This is a genomic window from Pseudoduganella violaceinigra DSM 15887, assembly GCF_000425385.1.
Lineage (GTDB): Bacteria > Pseudomonadota > Gammaproteobacteria > Burkholderiales > Burkholderiaceae_D > Rugamonas > Rugamonas violaceinigra.
The window spans coordinates 1-18,180 of the sequence record NZ_AUDI01000026.1 but is presented as its reverse complement, the minus strand read 5'-3'; the positions used below and the strand labels follow the sequence as shown (position 1 = coordinate 18,180).

Sequence of the window (18,180 nt, the reverse complement as noted above, 5' to 3'; positions counted from 1 at the left end):
GCGGCGGTTCGGCGAATCGGCCGGCTGCCGCCCTTTTCATGAGGAACACGATGGCCCATCCCGTCCTGCTCAATAATATCGACCACAAGGACCTGCACGTACAGACAGGCCGTGGGGCGCGCTTCGGCGACAATGTGATGTCGGCCCTCACCTTCCCGTCCGAATTCCGCGATGTACAGGCTTGCTACCCCATCGTCTTCCGCGATGCGGGCAATGGCAGCATTGAGGCGCACGCCCTGTTCGGCTTCCAGCAAGGCGAAAACCTGTTCCTCGGGCAGCACGGCTGGGAGGCAGCCTATGTGCCGCTGGCGATCGAACGCCTGCCCTTTCTGATCGGCGCCAACGGCGATGAACTGATGGTGCACGTGGATCTTGCAAACCCTCGCATCAGCGGCTCCGTGGGTGAACGCATCTTCCTGCCGCACGGCGGCACTTCGCAGTACCTGGAGCGTGTCAGTTCCACGCTGCTCACGATCCACCAGGGATTGCAGCAGGCGCAAGGCTTTTTCGCCGCATTGCAGGAGCACCAGCTATTGGAAACCTTCGTATTCGAGTTTGAGCTCGACGACGGCTCCCGGCAATGCCTGGCCGGGTTCAATACCATCAACGATGAGCGCCTTGCAGCGCTGGGGGGCGAGATATTGGAACGCATGAACCGGGCAGGCTACCTGCAGGCCATCTATATGGCCATTGCCTCCATGTCCAATCTCCGCGCGCTGATCGAGCGCAAGAACCGCATCCATGCAGCCCAGAGCTAAACCAATCCGCGAACTGCAGGGCCTTACGCCGGACGACCTCAATGACGGACTGCTGTCGGGCACAGCACCGCTGGTGCTGCGCGGCCTGCTGAAGTGCTGGCCCGCTGTGCTGGCAGGCAGGGCCGGCGCCGCCAGCATCGACGCCTACCTGCGCCGCTTTTATCGCGATGCGACAGTGGGCGCTATGCTCGGCACGCGCGACATTGGCGGACGCTTCTTCTATAACGAAGACCTGAGCGGCTTCAATTTCGCCTCGGTGCGGGCGCGCCTGGACGACGTGCTCCTTGAGCTGGCGGGCCACCGCGACAATCCCCGCCCACCGGCCATCTACGTCGGCTCCACCACGGTGCAAACCGCCCTGCCCGGCTTCGACCAAGAGAACCCGCTCGACCTGGGCCGGCGCGATGCCCTCACGAGCATATGGATCGGCAACCAGACCCGTATCGCCGCCCATTACGACTTGCCCGACAATCTGGCCGTGGTGGTGGCAGGCCGCCGCGAGTTCACCCTGTTCCCGCCGGATCAGCTGGAAAACCTGTATATCGGACCGCTGGACTTCACGCCCGCCGGTCAGCCAATCAGCCTGGTGGACCTGCACCGGCCCGACCTTGCGCGCTTCCCCCGTTTTGCCGAAGCGATGCGGCACGCTTTGTGCGCCGAACTGCAGCCGGGTGACGCCATCTTCATTCCCAGCATGTGGTGGCACCATGTCGAAGCGCTGGAATGCTTGAATGTCCTGGTCAACTACTGGTGGCGCCAGTCACCGGATTTCATGGACACGCCGGTCAACGCGCTGATGCTTTCCCTACTGTCCATGCGGGACCTGCCGCCTGCGCAGCGCCGCGCATGGCAGGACCTCTTCCGCCATTATGTATTCGAGGCCGATGCAGGGACCTCCGCGCATATCCCGGCTGCGGCGCAAGGTGTGCTCGGCCCGATCGGCGACGATGCGGCGCGCATGCTGCGCGCGCATCTGCTCAAGAAAATCAACCGCTAGTATCGACCCGCCCTGTTGCCGCGTACATGGCAGAATATTTGGCGCCAAAGTACAGGATGTAGGCGTAACAGGCGACCGGCAGGACAAAGGATGCCTGCACGCCCATGGAGTCAGCCAGCGCACCCTGCGCGAACGGCACAAGTGCCCCGCCGACAATGGACATGCACAGGATGCCCGATCCCTGGCCCGTGTATTTTCCCAGGCCATTCAGCGCCATACTGAAAATGGTCGGGAACATGATCGAGTTGCACAGGCCGACTGCCAGGATCGCCCACATTGCCACCCGGCCCGAGCCGAATGCCGCCGTTAACACCAACGCAATCGCCATCAGCGAGTTGAACGCCAGGGCCTTGCCTGGGCTGACCACGCGCATGACCGCGAAGCCGAGAAAGCGGCCCACCATGGCGCCGCCCCAATAGACGCTGACATAGTGCGCGGCGTCGGCATGCGGGAGCCCGGCGATATGCCGCTCGCCCAGGAAGTTGATCAGGAAGCTGCCTATGCTTACCTCCGCTCCCACATAAAGGAAGATGCCGATTGCGCCCAGAACCAGGTGGCGGTGCGCCCAGGCCGAACCATGCCCCTCGCCAGCCATCGCCACGTCTTCGCGGTCGGCGACCTGCGGCAGCCTGGCAGCGAAGAACAGTACGGCCAGCAGCGCCAATGCTCCAGCCAGCGCCAGGTATGGGCCGCGAACGGTGGCCGCCGCACCTGCCGCGACGGCGGACGACAGGATCAGCAGGCCGCCGATCGATGGCCCGATGGTGGTGCCGAGGGAATTGAAGGCCTGGGTCAGCGTCAGGCGGCTGGAGGCGGTGCGTGCCGCGCCAAGCACCGTCACGTACGGGTTGGCCGCCACCTGCAGGATCGTGATGCCCGATGCAAGAATAAAGAACGCGAAAAGGAACAAGCCATAGCCGCTAAAAGATGCCGGGTAAAACAGGCCGCAACCGGCGGCGGCAATCAGAAGTCCCGCAACGGCGCCCTTCTGGTAACCGATGCGGCGGATCAGGGCGCCCGCCGGCATCGACACGATAGAGTAGGCGCCGAAGAAGCAGAACTGCACCAGCATCGCCTGCACGTAGCTCAGCGTGTAGATCGCTTTCAGGTGGGGGATCAGCACGTCGTTGAGTGAGGTGATCAATCCCCACATGAAGAACAGGATCGTGACGATCACCAAAGCGCTGCGGTTCGCGCCATTCTGCGCACCGCCGGCTATCTCCGGCGGAGCCGGCGTCGCGCTGTTGCGTGCCGTGTTTGCCATGCTGTCTCCCTAGTTAAGTTCTTCGCACCGTACCGCGTCCTGGGCCGCCGCAGCGCCGCCGGCGATTTCGATATTGGCGATCGCCACGGAGAACGGTGCGTCGGCGCTGATACTGAACGGTGCGTCCACATGATCCAACTGAAGGCCTTGTGCAGTGAAGCAGGCCAGTGGCACTTTGGCCGTCTGCCTGCCCTTGCCCGCCATTCGGTTGAATAGCTTCGTGGCATCCAGCGCGGTATCCTGCATCGCCAGCATGACGCGGCCCGCCGGTGCAGCCGAAACGATAAGGTCGAATTGCAGGGCGCCTCCGCGTGCAGCGACCGATGGCAGGACCATTGCTTTTTTCCCCCGAGCTTCCAGCACGCCGCTGCCGGTCCACGTCACCAGCTTCCCATCCTGCTGGGTGTTGACTTGGCCCGTCTGCGCACTGATGCCCGGTAGGCGGAATGTGGCATTCAAGTCCGCGCCAAGCGTCATGTGCTCGTTTCCGCTGCGGATCTGCAGCGGGAAGCTGGCACGGTCGGCCTGGCTATGCACCGGGAAGCTATTGCTTGCGCCGCAGCCACCGGGCGCAAATGACGCATCCAGCTTGCCCAGCCTCGAGCGCTGCCCCTTGCGCAGGCCGTAATTCAGGGCAAAGAGCGGCGCATAACTAGGATCGCCCGCGTTCAGGGGCGTCTGGCAAGCCGACTTCGGCCACGAGAACGATAAGGTGCCGCGGAAGTCGTACGTGTGCTTGCCCGCCACCAGCAGGTCGGAGACTCCTTTGCCTTCGGTGCCGGGCAGCCAGGCGGCGATAAAGATATCCGACAGGTTGAGCAAATCATTCACGAACAGCGGACGCCCCGACATGAACACGGTGATAACGGGTTTGCCTTTTCCGGCCACTGCTTCCAGCACCGCCAGGTCTTCCGGGTAGCGGCTGCTGTGGCGCAGCGTTCCGGATGGACCGATATCGCCATCGCCCTCGGCGTAAGGCCGCTCGCCGATGACCGCGATTACCGCGTCGAACCGGGACAAGTCCACGTCCTTGGCGTCGGCGCTGAATTCGACATGGTCGGCGCCCGCCGCAGCGCGAATGCCGGAAAGGATGCTGTCCGCATGCGGGAAATCGGCATTCGTGTTGTCCGTCCCCTGCCAGGTAAGCGACCAGCCGCCGGTCTGGTTCGAGATACTGTCAGCACTCTTGCCGACCACCAGCAAGCGCTTGCCGCGCGCCAGCGGCAACGCGGGGCCCTCGTTCTTCAGCAGCACGAGCGACTCGCGCACCGCGCGGCGCGCCAGTTCCCGATCCTGCAGCGCCGCATCCTGCCCGGCAAAGGCATTCTGTGCGGGACTCTTCCCAAATAGGCCGGCGCGCAGCTTGACGCGCAGGATACGGCTTACCGCATCGTCGATGCGCGCCATCGGGATTTCTCCCGACTTCACCTGCGCAACCGTATTGGCGATAAAGGCCTTCCAGTCGTCCGGCACCATGACCATATCGATACCGGCATTGATCGCCTGCGGGCAGCTATCGTTGCGGCAGCCGGGGACCTCGGCGATGCCGTTCCAATCGCTGACGACGAAGCCATCGAAGCCCATTTTGGCCTTCAATACATCGGTCAGCATGACGCGGCTACCGTGCATCTTCACGCCATTCCAGCTGTTGAAGGAGGACATTACCGTTTGCGCCCCGGCCTCCAGCGCCGGCAAATAGCCAGCACCATGGATATTGACCATCTCTTTCAGCGAGGACTTGTTGTCGCCGCGGTCCTTGCCTTGCTCCGTGCCGCCGTCGCCGACAAAGTGTTTTGCGCTGGCCAGTACATTGGCGTCGCTCTTGAAACGCCCCTGCAGTCCCCTCACATACTCGCCCGCATATTGCGCCACCAGCGTGCCGTCTTCCGAAAAGCTCTCGTAAGTGCGCCCCCACCGGTCGTCACGCACCACGGCAATCGTCGGCCCGAATACCCAGGCAATGCCGGTCGCCCGCACTGCCTTGCCGGTGGCGGCGCCGACTTCGAATGCGAGCTTCGGATTGTGCGCCGCACCGAGGCCGATATTGTGGGGGTACAAGGTCGCGCCGAATACATTGCTGTTGCCGTGAATGGCATCGATCCCCCAGACCACAGGCACCTTCACCGCCATGGCGGTGGACATTGAGGCTGCGTGGAATTTTTCAGCAAGCGCCAGCCATTCCGAGGCATTGGCGCGCTTGTTCCCGTTCGGCCAGCTGCCGCCACCGTTCAGCACGGAACCCAGGTAATAGCGCCGCACATCGTCCGGCGTAACCGTCTTGATTTCAGGCTGGGTCATCTGGCCGACCTTCTGCTCCAGCGTCATCCCTGCAACGATTTCCGCGGCACGCTTTTCGAGCGCGGAATCGGCTGCGATGGCGCTGCGCACATGCGGCCAGTCCGCCAATGTTGCTGCCATGGCGGGCAAGGCCAGCGCTGTGGCAGCCAATAAAACAATCTTCTTCATCCTGTCTCCTTGTCAGGGCTGTCGCAGGAAGTCGCGATACCACTTGCCGCTATCCTTCAGCCTTCGTTGTTGTGTTGTGTAATCGATGTGGACCAGGCCGAAACGGCGCAAGTAGCCTTCCGCCCATTCGAAATTGTCGACCAGGCTCCAGGCGAAATAGCCCTTCACCGGCACGCCGGCCGTAATCGCATCCTTCATGGCGCCGATGTGCCGTGCCAGATAACTGCCGCGCTGCACATCGGCCACACGGCCATCGGCCCGCACTTCGTCGTTATAGCAGGAGCCGTTTTCGGTAATGTACAGCTCCTTCGGCGCGTAGTCGGCATGGATGCGCCCAAGCAGTTCGCACAGGCCTTCCGGCGCCACTTCCCAGCCCATGGCCGTGGTCTGCGCCCCGGCAGGCGGGGGCAACACGCGGGCATCCAGCGGTGCGTGGTCAGGCGCGCCTGCCACCGTCTCGGGGAAATAGTAGTTCACTCCCATGAAATCGGTCGCTACCCCAATCGCATCCATATCGCCGTCCTGGATTGCCGGAGCCGCCGCGCCCACCCGTTGCAGCGTCTCAGCAGGGTAGCCTCGCCCATGCAGCGGGTCCAGGAACCAGCGGTAGCGCAAGCCGTCATGCCGCGCCAGCGCCGCGCTGTCCGCATCGCTATCGCTGGCAGGGCGCAGCGGATGCAGGCTGAGCGAAATGCCGACCCGCGCACCAGGCACGTTGGCGCGGATCAGGGGCACGGCCTTGCCATGCGAGAGCAGAACGTGATGGCAAACCTGCAGCGCGGTCGCAAAGTCGCTCAGTCCCGGTGCATGCACGCCTTCGAAGTTGCCCAGGATGGCAGTGCACCACGGCTCGTTATGAGTGATCCAGTGCCGCACACGGTCCCCCAGGCGGCGCGTCACCGCGTCGACGAATTCGAGATAGCGCTGTACCGTCTCGCGCTCGGCCCATCCGCCCCGATCCTGCAGGTATTGCGGCAAGTCCCAGTGATACAGGGTGGCCCACGGCTGTATGCCGCGCTCCAGCATGCCGTCCACCAGGCGCGAATAGAAATCCAGTCCTTTCGCATTGGGCTGCGCTCTGAATTCGGAAACGATGCGCGGCCAGGCGATCGAAAAGCGGTAGGCATTCAAGCCCATATCGCGGGCGATGTCCAGGTCTTCCGGCCAGCGATGGTAATGGTCGCAGGCCACCAGACCGCTGGAGCCGTCCCGCACCTTGCCCGGCGTGGCGGCGAAACGGTCCCATATCGACTCGGCCCGCCCATCTTCGCGGCCCGCCCCTTCAATCTGGTAGGACGAAGTGGCGCAGCCCCATAGGAAGTCGCTGGCGAAGTCGGTGCGCGCCGGGGCGCCCGGTTCGATCTGGTCTGGATTGGTCATTTTGAGTAGTGTACCGCAATTGGAAAGGTTTCCATATCATGCCGAAAAAAAGGGGCAACCGCCCCTTGCAGGTTCAGATCATGCCGCCGCCTTGCGCCTGGCGCTGGCGGCCTTGGCCAACGATGCCCGCAATGTGACGGTGACCGGGAAGCTGCGGGTCACCGTGCGCCGCAAGCCGTAGCAGCGGTTCAGCAAGGCGCTCAGGCCGTTCATCGTCATTTCGCGCCACGGCATATGAATGCTGGTCAGCCGCGGGGCGGAGAACTCGGCGCTCGGTGTATCGTCATAGGCAATGACGGACAAATCCTGCGGCACGCGGATGCCCGCCTCCTGGAAATAGGATAGCGCGCCGACCGCCATTTCATCGTTGGCGCAGAACAGGGCTGTGCAGCGATGGCCCGATTCCACCAGTTCCTTGGCCGCGGCCCAGCCGCCAGCTGGAGAGAAATCGCTTTCGGCCACCCACATGCGGCTGGTATCGATGCCGCCATCCTGAAGCTCCGCCATGAATCCATCGATACGCGCGACGTTGTCCGCCAGCCGCGACGGTCCTGCGACCACGGCGATGTCGCGGTGCTTGTGATCCAGCAGGGCGCGCGCCGCCAGTCGGCCTCCCAGCCTGTGATCCACCGTAAAGCACTGGTCCTGGATGCTGGCCAGACTATGGTTCAGCATCACGATCCGGCCCTGCGGCATGCCCAGCGCTTCAATGTCCTCATCCAGCAAGGCGCTGCTCATCACGATCAGGTCATCGCATCCGCGCTCCATCAGGAACCGGATGCCGTCTTTGGCCTGCTTGTGCTCATCGCCCAAGCCCACGCCGAAAGCGACCACCATATGCAGCCCGGCGGCGCGCAGTTCGGTGTCGATGATCTGCAGGATGGGCGTATAAAACGTCCCGCTCAGGACCGGGATATACACGCCGATCATCTGGCTGGTACCCGTTAGCAGCGTGCGCGCGGCATGCGAAGGACGAAACCCCAGTTCGTCGATTGCCTTCTTCACCTTTTCCAGCGTGGCCGGCGATACCGAACCTTTGCCGCTGACGACGCGGGAGGCGGTGCCCAGTCCAACGCCCGCCAAGCGGGCTACGTCTTTGATAGTGGCCACTGCAATCCTTTTCTGCTTATAACGTCACCGCGAGCATACTTGAAGCGCCCGCCGTTTCAAAGCGCTTGCCGCTATCCGCATCGAACAGCGATACGCGTTGTGCATCAATCGCGAACGCCACCGCATCATCCGGCGCAAGAACGCGGCCGCCCTGGAGGATGCATGACAGCTCGATGCCGCCGCAATCGAGCCATACCACGCGGTGCGCCCCCATCGGTTCGACCAGCGTCACCCGCCCCTGCAGCGGGCCGCCAGGCGCGAGCGAGATATGCTCCGGGCGCACGCCCAGCACCGCCTTTCCCCCTGGAGCGGGCACGGTCTCGCCCAGCGCAAGCCGCAGCCCCGAACCGCTGAACATGCCGTCGGCGTCGATGGCGCCGTCGACAAAGTTCATCGCCGGCGCCCCGAGAAATCCCGCGACGAAGAGGTTGGCCGGACGGTCATAAACCTCCCCCGGCGTACCTACCTGCTGGATCTGGCCAGAACGCATGACGACAATCCTGCTGGCGAGAGTCATTGCCTCCACCTGGTCGTGGGTGACATAAATCATGGTGGCGCCAAGCTGCCGGTGCAGGAGTTTCAGTTCCCGCCGCAGATCGGTGCGCAGCTTGGCGTCCAGGTTGGAGAGCGGTTCATCGAACAGGTAGACGCCGGCTTCGCGCACCAGCGCCCTGCCGATCGCCACGCGTTGCCGCTGGCCGCCGGACAGGGCCGCCGGCTTGCGCTCCAGCAGATCATCCAGGTGCAGCATGGCCGCGGCGCGTCCTACCCGGCGCTTGATTTCGCCCTTCGCCGCGCCTGCAATGCGCAAGCCGAACGACATATTCTTTTCCACCGTCATGGTGGGATACAGCGCATATGACTGGAACACCATGCCGATGCCACGCTCGCTCGGATCGGTGCGCGACATATCCCTGCCTCCAATCGCGATGCTTCCGCCGCTGATGTCAAGCAGGCCGGCAATGCTGTGCAGCAGCGTCGATTTGCCGCAGCCCGAAGGCCCGAGCAGCACCAGAAACTCGCCCTCCTCCACTTCCAGGTCCAGGTTGCGGATGATGGCGTTTCCGCCGAGGGTAATGTCCAGATTTTTCAGGCTTACGTTCGCCATCCCTTCAACCTTTCACCGCGCCGGCGGCAATGCCACGCACAAACCAACGGCCCGACAGGAAATAAACCGCCAGCGGCACCAGCGCGGTAAGGATCGTGGCGGCCATATTGACATTGTAAAGACGCGTGCCCGTCGTCGTATTGATCACATTATTCAGCTGCACCGTCATCGGCAGGTTGTCGCGGCCGGCAAACACCAGCCCGAGGATGTAATCGTTCCATACCCCAGTCAGCTGCATGATCGCGGCAACCACCAGCATCGGCACCGAGAGCGGCAGCATCACATGCCAGAAAATGCGCCAGAAACCGCCGCCGTCCATGCGCGCGGCATGGAACAGCTCCTGCGGCAGCGCCGCATAGTAATTGCGGAACAGCAGTGTCAGCACCGGCATGCCGAACACCACGTGCACCAGCACGATGGCCGGCAAGGAACCGAACACGCCAAGGCCAGCCATCATCCGCACCAGCGGGTATATCATCACCTGCACCGGGACAAAGGCCCCCAACAGCAGTATGCCGAACAGGAGGTTGGCGCCGCGCGGACGCCAGAAAGACAGTGCATAGCCATTCAGGGCGCCCAATGCGATCGGCAGCACCGTACTTGGCACGGCAATGCTCACCGAATTCCAGAATCCGCCCTGCATCCCTTCGCAAGACGCGCCGGTGCAGGCCTCACTCCACGCGGCACGCCAGGCGTCCAGCGTCGGCGACAGCGGCAGCGCAAAGATATTGCCGAACCGGATTTCCTGCATGGATTTGAATGATGTGGCCAGCATGACGTAGAGCGGCAGCAGAAAGAACAGCGCCGCGCCGGCCAGGAAGGCATACAAACCGATACGGGCGGCCTTCATGCAGGGCCTTTCCGGCTGCGCGCATAGGCCCAGGGCGCGAGTAAAGCCAGGACCGTCAACAGCAATACCACGGCGCCGGCGGAAGCCAGGCCGATGTTCGCGCGCAGGAACAGGTGGTCCATGATGAATTTCGCCGGCACCTCGCTGGCTGTGCCAGGGCCGCCCTGCGTCATCGACACCACAGCATCGTACAGCTTGACCACCATGGTCGCCAGCAGGATGAACACTGTCGCCAGCGTCGGCGCCAGCATCGGCAGTACGATGGACAAATAGACGCGCCATACCGGAATGCCGTCAAGACGCGCAGCCTTCCAGATTTCCGGATCGACGCCGCGCAGGCCTGCCAGCATCAGCGCCATTACAAAGCCCGACGCCTGCCACACTGACGCCAGCACCACGCTATAGACAACCATGCCCTGGTCCACCAGCCAGTCGACCTGCAGTCCGGGAATGCCGCCGGGCGTCAATATCCATTGCCACACCAGGCCCGTTGCGACGAAGGACATTGCGTATGGGTACAGGAACACCGTACGCAGCGCGCCCTCGCCCGCCACCTGCCGATCAATCGCCGCAGCCAGGAGGAATCCGATCACCATGCAGGCCAGGATGAAAAGCACCCCGTAAAGCGCCAGATTATGCAGGGAGAGGATCCAGCGCTCGTTTTCGAACAGGCGCTCATACTGCGCCATGCCGACCATCCTGCTGGACGCTATGCTGCGCGAACTGGTGAACGAAACATACAAAGTCCAGGCGAACGAACCGAGATAACCGACGCATACCGTCAACAGCATCGGCAGCAGCGCCGCATAGGACATGGCTCGCCGCACGGTTTAATTCCTCAGCGCCGCTGCCAGCGCCTTCTGCGCTTTTTCAACCGGCATCGGCGTGTGCCAGTAGGCCGTCAGCGCGTCCTGCACTGCGCCGTTCTGGTCCGGCGTCAGGTAAATCTCCGGTGCGCCAACCTGGCGATTGCGGTCGCGCATGATCGCCGCACCGGCCCTGGCGCAGGCATCGAGCTGAGTGCTATCCGCATCTGCACGCGGCGGCACCGAGCCTTTCAGCTTGTTGAAGTTCACTTGCGTAGCTGGCGCCAACAGTACTTTCTCCATCAATTTCTGCGCTTGCTGCACTTCCGCCCGGTCCGAGCGGGGAAACACGAACGCATCGCCCTGGATCAAATATGGCGCGTTTGCGCCGAGGCCCGGAATGCAACCGTAATGCACGCCCGGTTCCATCTTCGCATTATTGAATTCGCCTTTGACCCAGTCGCCCATGATCTGCATGCCTGCCTTGCCGCTGACAAGCATTGAAGTGGCATCATTCCAGTTGCGACCAGGCGAGGCGGGATCAACATAGGATTGCAGGCGCTTATAGGCCAGCAGCACCTTGCGCACCGGTTCGGAATTGATTGCGCGCTGGTCGCGGTCACGCAGCACCTGCAAGTAAAGCGGGCGCCCTCCCATATTGGCCAGCAAAGACGCAAACAGGATGTGCTCCTGCCATGCTTGTCCGCCGTGCGCCAGCGGCACCAGTCCGGCGGCTTTCAGTTTGTCCAGTGCTGAAAACAATTCATCGACGGTGGCCGGCTCCTTCTCGATGCCAGCCTTCTTGAAAGCCGCCTTGGAATACCAGATCCAGGTCTGCATGTGGATATTCATCGGCAACGCGTAGTAATGGCCGTCGATGCGGATGGTGTTCACGATGGGCTCCGGCAGCGCCGTATCCCAATGCTCCTGGCGCGCCACATCATCGAGCGTGGCCAGCATTCCCTGGTCAACGATATCAACGAATTGCTTGGAGATATTGAATTGCGCGGCAGTCGGCGCCTTGCCGCCGACCATGCGATTGAGCGTCACGGCGCGCGCCTGGTCGCCGCCGGCGATCGCCGTATCGATCCAGGTGCCGCCCGCGGCACGGTAAGCATTGGCCAGTTGTTTGACTGCGGCCGACTCGCCGCCTGAAGTCCACCAGTGGATCACTTCCGCACTCGGTCCGCCCGCTTGCGCGGATGCAGCGCCCAGCGCCATCGCGCCGGCAATTAACCGCTTCAACATCCCGTCTCCTGTAGTGTGCCGCTATTTTTGGAAACGTTACCAATTTCTCATGCGGGTGTCAATAAAATATCATGAAAGCCTTCCTTGGTGAAAACGCAACGCCTGCGGGAATTCATTTGAATTCGCATAGTTCGCTGCCTATTCTGATTTTGCAGCCGGCGCATGCCGGTCGCGTGATCGGGAGAGTTTGTCCCACCATGGACAACGCCGAAGGAGCAAGCCGCCCCCGGAATCTCTCAGGCCCAAGGACCGGCCACGCGTTTTCAAAACTCTGAAGAGCCGCCAGTGCAGCATGGCTGGCGCACCGAAGGAGCAAGCAGGCAGCAATGCCTGTGAAACTCTCAGGTCCAGCACAGAGGGGGCAATCAACACGCAGCTCTATCGTCATCTGATCGATCTCTCAGAGGAGTAGTCACATGCATACGCATCGACTCTGGCTGCGCATTGCCTGCGCAGCGATGATGGCCTCCCCGTTCCTGGCCAAAGCCGACAACGACGCAGCAATGCAAGCCGCAAAACGTGGACTTGCCCAATTCGCCGAGCACCAGCAGGCGATTCGCCCCGGCAGTGCGCCGGTGGACTTCCCGCTTGATATCACCGATGTCGGCGACCTGAAACAAGCGACGATCAACCAGGGCTTCGAGGTCTATACGATCGAACCCAAAGACCTGCTGGCGCGCGGCGACCTGGCATCGCTCGCCAAGCCGACCGGCGAATGGCGCTTCATCATTTCCGTGCGCGGCAAGGCGATCGGCCTGGCCACGGTGCAGAAGGTGAACGGCCGCTACGAAACCGTGGCATACGGTGCTGCCGTACTGGCCAAGGACGTGGATGCCGCCATGAACGTCCACGGCAACAGCGCGCGCTCCAACCTGCGTTTCATCCGCATTTACCAGGCGCGCTCCGACCTGCTCGAGGTGGACCACGCCAGGTTCGCGCCGCTCCACTCCGCGCGCGAATCGCTGCTTCTGAAGAAGAACGGCGACCAGCTGGTGGACGGGGCGGACCTGCTCGAGCCGCTGCGCGCCGCGGTGAAAGCCAATATCGAAGCATTCCGTTAAGGAGGGGCAGACATGAAACTCGCGAACATCCTGGCCGGCTCCGTGCTGGCGCTCGCCCTGCCCACCGCCCTCGCACAGTGGAAAACACTGAGCGTCCCGCTCGTGACGCAGGAACACAGTCAATGGTGCTGGGCCGGCTCCAGCAAGGCGGTCCTGAATTTATATAACCGCACGCCAAGCCAATGCCAGATCGTGAACTGGGCTTTCGGCATCAACTACGCCTGCGGCAACAGCAACTTTAACTGGAATAGCTACGCCAACCGTCCAAACAATATGTACGGCAGCTCCGGCAGCGTCCAGAACATCCTTTCCAATTGGGGCGTGCCGAATACGGCGATCAACAATTACCTGTCGTGGAATTCGGTGGTGAACGAGATCAACGGCAGCCGCCCGTTCGTGATCCGCTACGGTTGGACCAGTGGCGGCGGGCATATCATGGTGGGGCGCGGCTATGAAACGTCCAATGGCACCAACTACATCTACATCATGAACCCGTGGCCGGGCGAGGGCCAGACTTATCGGACCTTCGCCTCGGCCGTCAGTGCGTCCGACCATAACTGGACACACACGCAGCGCATGAACGTCAGTCCTTGAAGCGCAATCAACGCCGGGCCGGTACCAGTTCGATCGTCCTTTCCGTCGCCGCATCCACCGCCTTGCGCGTGTACAGCAGCGGGAAGTAGTCGCCCTTGGCCCAGTCCTGAGCCAGGTCGCGGTAATGCGGGCTGGCCGGGTCTCCGGACTGGCCCGGCGTATTCATTGCACGCGAATTATCCCAGCCACCCACATCGATCACGACGCGGAAGGAAGCGCCGTTGACCTGCCAGAAATTGGCCGGGTGATAGCCCGACTGGTTGACCGTATGCGAACTGCCGCCGCGCGGCATCGGCCCGACATCCAGCGTTGCACGCACCTTGGCATCCACGACTTGCGACATCGGATGCATGAAGTAACTGAATTGCAGGCGTCCCCAGGCCCAGCGCGCTGGATCGCTGCCTTGCAGGCGCACCATTTCCGCCCAGGCTGCCGATAAGCTTTCCAAGACCAAACGGTCGCGCCGGGCGTTGGCATTCATTCCGAAGCGTGACGCCGGCCGCTCCAGCGCCTCCAGCAACACTGTGGTATCGGGATTGCCCATCGTGCGTGCACCGGCCGGGCCCAGCAAGGCGGTCTTGAAAGCTTCCCCCAGATGGCGCGACCACCACACTTCGAACAATGCGGCGGCAGCCGATTCCGGTCTCGCTTCCGCGTTCCAGCTTGCGAGCAAGCGCAATGCAGCTTGGGCTGCGGCATCGTTTGTCTTCATTGGCTTGAGCACCACCAGCAGCCGACGCGCGGGAATCGAAACGAGGTCGTTCTGCAAGCGCTGCATGTCCTCCATTCCGACCTTGCCCGGTTTGCCCAGCACTTCCGCGATGCGCTGCGCGCGCGACGGTTCGGCCCATTCGAATCCAAGCTTGTATTCCTTGTACGGAAACGACGGCGGCAGGTTCATCTCATTCGCGCTGGCGAACCATCCCTGCTTCGGATTGAACTGCGAAGGCAGCTTGCGTCCGTCCAGGAATCCCTCCCATTCAAAGCGCCCGTCGCCGGGCACCGGCATCAAGCCATCCCAGTTGGGCCGCAACGGCGCCATACCGCCGGCTACCCAGCCGATATTGCCTGAGGTGTCGGCATATACCTGGTTTTCCGCCGGAGCCCCCCAGCGCGCCATCGCTGCGCGAAACTGCAGCATGTTTTGCGCACGCATGTAATCGATGCTGCCGAAATACGGCGCGGTGCCCGGCTCAGACCAGGCGCTGCGCACGGCCAGCGCGCGCCGCTTTCCTGGCTCTTCGAAAATAACCGGACCATGGCGGGTAAAACGCAGTTCCACCTGCGACGAACGCCCGCCCGGCAAAGGCACGCTCTCCTTCAGCACGCGAAAGTCCTCCCATTTACCTTGATAGCGGTATTGGCGCGGGTTATCCGGATTGGTTTCGTAGACGTACAGGTCTTCCTGGTCAATGCTGAAGATCGTCAGGCCGAAAGCTATGCGGCCATTGTGGCCGATTGAAATTCCGGGCAAGGCGGGCTCCCCTGCCCCGATCGCATCCAAGCCCGGTGCGCTCAGGTGAACTATGTAGCGCAATGATGGCGTGGCATAAGAGCGGTGGGGATCGTTCGCCAGGATCGGCCTGCCTGTCACAGTTCGCGACGGAGCGATCACCCAGTTGTTGCTGCCTTCCATGCGCTGGCTATCCGCAGCGGCAACGTCTCCTTTGCCAGGATTGCGCAGCAATCGTGCCGGCGCCGTCGCAAGGTGGAAAACATCGAGTGCGTTATCCGGCAGGCAGGGATCCAATCCCTCGGGAATGCGCGTCACCCATGCCGGCGCCAGCTTGGCGCGAATCTGGTCGGCCTCAAGACTGGCGTTGCAGGCGACATGCGCTCGTTCGAATTCCTGCAGCAGGTTGCGGGTCAGGCCATGGCTACGGATACGCACAACATCGTCGGCTGCCCACTTCTCGGGCTTGTAGGCGAATTGCCGGAACTCGAACGGCAGCAGCTCAGGTTTACGCTCCAGCAAATCGATGTAAGCGTTAACTCCGGCGACAAACCGCTCCGTAATCTCGCGGGCGCCGCTTCCATAAGCCTTCCATTCGGCATCCATATTGCCGCGATAGAGAAAGAGCCGCGCGGCGCGGTCCTGTTCCACATAGCCTTGACCGAATACCGATGCCATGCGGCCAAGGCCACGCCGCCGCCACAGGTCGATCTGCGCCAGGCGGTCGCGCGCGGCATTGAACCCCTGGACGAAAAACAGGTCGTTGCGATCCGCCGCATAAATATGCGGCACGCCCCACTTATCGACCTGGATGCGGGCCGCCTGTCCCAGCCCGGCCACTTCAACGGTTTCGGCATGGGCGCCGACGGCGCCCGCCAGCAGCGCCAAGGCCGGCGCCAGCCTACGCAATACAGCCTGCAATCAAACGCCTCCTGCAATGGCCGGGACACCCGACGGTTTTTCCAGCTTCATGGACGGGATGGTCCAGTAAGTGATCGCGCGCCACAGCCATTCCATCGGACCGTAGCGGAAGCGGGCCAGCCAGAAGTGGCTGAACGCAACCTGCAAGACAATCAGACAGACGACATAAGCCATCTGGTGCGCACGGCTTGCACCGAAATGACCAAAGCCCCAGCCGAAATAATACAACGCGCCAACCAGCGACTGCGTCAGGTAATTCGTCAAGGCCATGCGGCCGAGCGGCGCGAGCACGCGAATCTTCGAGAACACGGAGCTGCTATGCAACATGAGGATAACCAGGCTGACATAGCCAAGGCAGGCTGGCAGGTTGCCCAGGAATTGCATGCCCATGGCGAGCTGGAAGCCATCCGCACCGTTGGAACCCTGCACCGGATATATCGCGATGGCGGAACCGAGCAATCCCAAGCCGATACCAAACGGCAGGCCATATATGGCGAGCTTGCGGAACAGGGGCAGGTGCGCACGCGTGTTCTCCATGATCCCAGCCCGCACAAACCAATAACCAAGCAGGAACATGCCGACTACGATGGGGGCGAAGCCCAGCTCACCCGGCGCATTCTTCGCGAAGTGTTCTGCACGAACGACAAGATGATCACTATAGCTGCCCGTAGTGGCGACTTGCGTCTCTTTCTTCACCTCTTCTTCGCGCTCCTTCCGGCGCTTGGCGCGCTCTGCGGCCTTTTCGGCTTTTGCCTTGGCAGCTTCGGCGGCCTTGCCTGTGGCCGGCGTAGCCGCAGTTGCCTGCGCCACGGGCTCGGCGTTTTCAGGGAACGCGTACAGCATGCCGCCCACGCCGGTCATCATGGAGAAAGCCAGAAGATACATGCCGATGCCGAGGCGCCATGGCCGCGCCGCTTTCGGCTCGTGGAACTTGTAGGTCAAGACGCCAAGCGTGGTCGCCACAAGACCGAAGACGGGCAAGCCCATGCGCGGTTCGCGCGGCGCATTCGGCATGACCCACACCACCACGGCTGCGATGAGCGCGACTATCCCGACAACGAGCAGCAGCAGCGCCACTGCTGGCATGTTCAGTTTCTTGACCCGCGTATCGCCACGCAGCCACCACGCCACGACGGAGAAGAAGGCCAGGCTGCCCGCCAGACCGAAGAAGAAACCGAGATCCGGCGCGGACTTTTCGGCGACCAGTCCCGCCATCACGGCGACTTTGGGTGCGAATCCCAGCAGCAGCGACAGGATGATAGCGGCAATGATGTACTTGGGCCGCCCGAACAAGGTGATCAGCAGGCAGGTCGCACCTACCGCATAGCTGAACAGGATGTCCCCTCCCCACAGGAAGATATGATGGCAGGCGCCGAAGACCGCCAATGCAGCGAGCCGCCGCATATACGGAACCAGGAAGCTGCGGCCAGCCTTGTCGGCGCGGGTCAGCATCACCGCAAAGCCCATGCCGAACAGCAGAGAGAAAATGGTCCAGAACTTCCCTGTGACGAGGAACTGCGTGAGATAGCTGATGATGAAATCGAGGCCCGTCAGCTTCGGATTGATACCGCCTATATCGGCGATGGCACGGTTGAAGTATTCGACATTCATGATGCATATGCCGATCAGCGCAAAGCCGCGCACGACATCAAGGGCTTCGATGCGTTCATTGCCTGCGGTAGGTGTGAAGCTGTGGGGGGACGTTCTATCCATTATCGTTATCCTTTTCTGACGCGCAGTAGCGACAGATGGATCGTAATGGGCTTAGCAAAAGGCTAAAACGCCTGTGCGACGAAACGCCGAAATCTGGGGACGAAATGCAAAAAGCCCGCTAACACATGTTAGCGGGCTTCTCTAATAAGAGCCTGACAATAACCTACTTTCACACTGGTTGCAGCACTATCATCGGCGCAAAGTCGTTTCACGGTCCTGTTCGGGATGGGAAGGGGTGGGACCGACTTGCTATGGTCATCAGGCATAACTTGTCAACAATCCGGGAAGAAGTAAAAGGAGGGGTAGTGTTCTCAAACACGAGGTAAGTGCTACATAACCGTCAAGGTTATAGGGACAAGCCGTACGGGCAATTAGTATCAGTTAGCTTAATGCATTACTGCACTTCCACACCTGACCTATCAACGTCCTGGTCTCGAACGACCCTTCAAAG

Annotated in this window: 14 protein-coding genes, 2 rRNA genes and 1 riboswitch; of the genes, 4 read left to right on the top strand and 12 right to left on the bottom strand. The window is 62.0% G+C overall.

Going from position 1 to position 18,180, the window contains the following annotated elements; all coding sequences use genetic code 11:
- Positions 1 to 50 precede the first annotated feature (50 nt).
- Together H597_RS0115280 and H597_RS0115275 are read left to right on the top strand one after the other, a co-directional pair.
- Entirely contained in the window at positions 51 to 758 is a 708-nt protein-coding gene (locus H597_RS0115280) for a SapC family protein (protein WP_028102909.1), read from the top strand.
- Complete coding sequence (locus H597_RS0115275) at positions 742 to 1,755, top strand: cupin-like domain-containing protein (RefSeq protein WP_028102908.1); 1,014 nt, start codon at positions 742 to 744, stop codon at positions 1,753 to 1,755. Before H597_RS0115280 ends, H597_RS0115275 begins: the two co-directional genes overlap by 17 nt.
- Here the strand turns inward: H597_RS0115275 and H597_RS0115270 are convergent.
- The 8 genes from H597_RS0115270 to H597_RS0115235 form a co-directional block, all read right to left on the bottom strand.
- The gene (locus tag H597_RS0115270; protein ID WP_028102907.1) at positions 1,745 to 3,019 is read right to left on the bottom strand and encodes a sugar MFS transporter; all 1,275 of its coding nucleotides are present in this window, start codon (positions 3,017 to 3,019) and stop codon (positions 1,745 to 1,747) included. The genes H597_RS0115275 and H597_RS0115270 overlap by 11 nt on opposite strands.
- Before the next feature lie 9 nt (positions 3,020 to 3,028).
- Positions 3,029 to 5,485: a glycoside hydrolase family 3 protein gene (locus H597_RS0115265; protein ID WP_028102906.1), complete on the bottom strand. Its 2,457-nt coding sequence runs from the start codon at positions 5,483 to 5,485 to the stop codon at positions 3,029 to 3,031.
- A gap of 12 nt (positions 5,486 to 5,497) precedes the next feature.
- Positions 5,498 to 6,865, bottom strand: coding sequence for a GH1 family beta-glucosidase (locus H597_RS0115260; protein ID WP_051293829.1), 1,368 nt, complete (start codon positions 6,863 to 6,865; stop codon positions 5,498 to 5,500).
- A gap of 78 nt (positions 6,866 to 6,943) precedes the next feature.
- A complete protein-coding gene (locus H597_RS0115255) occupies positions 6,944 to 7,975 on the bottom strand; it encodes a LacI family DNA-binding transcriptional regulator (RefSeq protein ID WP_028102904.1) in 1,032 nt (343 codons plus the stop codon).
- Between the two features lie 16 nt (positions 7,976 to 7,991).
- Positions 7,992 to 9,083, bottom strand: a complete 1,092-nt coding sequence (locus H597_RS31090; RefSeq protein WP_051293828.1) for an ABC transporter ATP-binding protein — start codon at positions 9,081 to 9,083, stop codon at positions 7,992 to 7,994.
- Positions 9,084 to 9,087: 4 nt separating this feature from the next.
- Positions 9,088 to 9,933, bottom strand: a complete 846-nt coding sequence (locus H597_RS0115245; RefSeq protein ID WP_083941117.1) for a carbohydrate ABC transporter permease — start codon at positions 9,931 to 9,933, stop codon at positions 9,088 to 9,090.
- The gene (locus H597_RS0115240; RefSeq protein ID WP_035374377.1) at positions 9,930 to 10,748 is read right to left on the bottom strand and encodes a carbohydrate ABC transporter permease; all 819 of its coding nucleotides are present in this window, start codon (positions 10,746 to 10,748) and stop codon (positions 9,930 to 9,932) included. The genes H597_RS0115245 and H597_RS0115240 overlap by 4 nt, the downstream gene beginning before the upstream one ends.
- 15 nt (positions 10,749 to 10,763) lie before the next feature.
- Positions 10,764 to 11,987 (bottom strand): ABC transporter substrate-binding protein, encoded by a 1,224-nt coding sequence (locus H597_RS0115235; RefSeq protein ID WP_028102901.1) that lies wholly within the window; start codon positions 11,985 to 11,987, stop codon positions 10,764 to 10,766.
- A 168-nt stretch (positions 11,988 to 12,155) separates the two neighbouring features.
- Positions 12,156 to 12,249, top strand: a riboswitch (glycine riboswitch).
- Positions 12,250 to 12,403: 154 nt separating this feature from the next.
- On the opposite strand from H597_RS0115235, the gene H597_RS31085 reads away from it, so the two are divergent.
- Entirely contained in the window at positions 12,404 to 13,048 is a 645-nt protein-coding gene (locus tag H597_RS31085; RefSeq protein ID WP_051293827.1) for a hypothetical protein, read from the top strand.
- A 12-nt stretch (positions 13,049 to 13,060) separates the two neighbouring features.
- On the top strand, positions 13,061 to 13,642 hold the full coding sequence (locus tag H597_RS0115225) for a C39 family peptidase (protein ID WP_028102900.1): 582 nt from the start codon (positions 13,061 to 13,063) through the stop codon (positions 13,640 to 13,642).
- A gap of 7 nt (positions 13,643 to 13,649) precedes the next feature.
- On the opposite strand, the gene H597_RS34850 is transcribed toward H597_RS0115225, so the two are convergent.
- The 4 genes from H597_RS34850 to H597_RS0115205 form a co-directional block, all read right to left on the bottom strand.
- Positions 13,650 to 16,016, bottom strand: a complete 2,367-nt coding sequence (locus H597_RS34850; RefSeq protein WP_035374374.1) for a penicillin acylase family protein — start codon at positions 16,014 to 16,016, stop codon at positions 13,650 to 13,652.
- Entirely contained in the window at positions 16,017 to 17,627 is a 1,611-nt protein-coding gene (locus tag H597_RS34845; RefSeq protein ID WP_229632181.1) for a DUF418 domain-containing protein, read from the bottom strand.
- A 252-nt stretch (positions 17,628 to 17,879) separates the two neighbouring features.
- A 5S ribosomal RNA gene (gene rrf / locus H597_RS0115210) occupies positions 17,880 to 17,992 on the bottom strand.
- Positions 17,993 to 18,079: 87 nt separating this feature from the next.
- A 23S ribosomal RNA gene (locus H597_RS0115205) occupies positions 18,080 to 18,180 on the bottom strand; the annotation flags it as partial.

What these genes read in the sequence shown, in the direction of transcription:
- H597_RS0115240 (WP_035374377.1), bottom strand. Translation starts at nt 10,748, where the DNA reads ATGTCCTATGCGGCGCTGCTGCCGATGCTGTTGACGGTATGCGTCGGT.
- H597_RS0115235 (WP_028102901.1), bottom strand. Translation starts at nt 11,987, where the DNA reads ATGTTGAAGCGGTTAATTGCCGGCGCGATGGCGCTGGGCGCTGCATCC.
- H597_RS0115275 (WP_028102908.1), top strand. Translation starts at nt 742, where the DNA reads ATGCAGCCCAGAGCTAAACCAATCCGCGAACTGCAGGGCCTTACGCCG.
- H597_RS34845 (WP_229632181.1), bottom strand. Translation starts at nt 17,627, where the DNA reads ATGAATGTCGAATACTTCAACCGTGCCATCGCCGATATAGGCGGTATC.
- H597_RS31090 (WP_051293828.1), bottom strand. Translation starts at nt 9,083, where the DNA reads ATGGCGAACGTAAGCCTGAAAAATCTGGACATTACCCTCGGCGGAAAC.
- H597_RS31085 (WP_051293827.1), top strand. Translation starts at nt 12,404, where the DNA reads ATGCATACGCATCGACTCTGGCTGCGCATTGCCTGCGCAGCGATGATG.
- H597_RS0115265 (WP_028102906.1), bottom strand. Translation starts at nt 5,485, where the DNA reads ATGAAGAAGATTGTTTTATTGGCTGCCACAGCGCTGGCCTTGCCCGCC.
- H597_RS0115270 (WP_028102907.1), bottom strand. Translation starts at nt 3,019, where the DNA reads ATGGCAAACACGGCACGCAACAGCGCGACGCCGGCTCCGCCGGAGATA.
- H597_RS0115280 (WP_028102909.1), top strand. Translation starts at nt 51, where the DNA reads ATGGCCCATCCCGTCCTGCTCAATAATATCGACCACAAGGACCTGCAC.
- H597_RS0115260 (WP_051293829.1), bottom strand. Translation starts at nt 6,865, where the DNA reads ATGACCAATCCAGACCAGATCGAACCGGGCGCCCCGGCGCGCACCGAC.
- H597_RS0115225 (WP_028102900.1), top strand. Translation starts at nt 13,061, where the DNA reads ATGAAACTCGCGAACATCCTGGCCGGCTCCGTGCTGGCGCTCGCCCTG.
- H597_RS0115245 (WP_083941117.1), bottom strand. Translation starts at nt 9,933, where the DNA reads ATGAAGGCCGCCCGTATCGGTTTGTATGCCTTCCTGGCCGGCGCGGCG.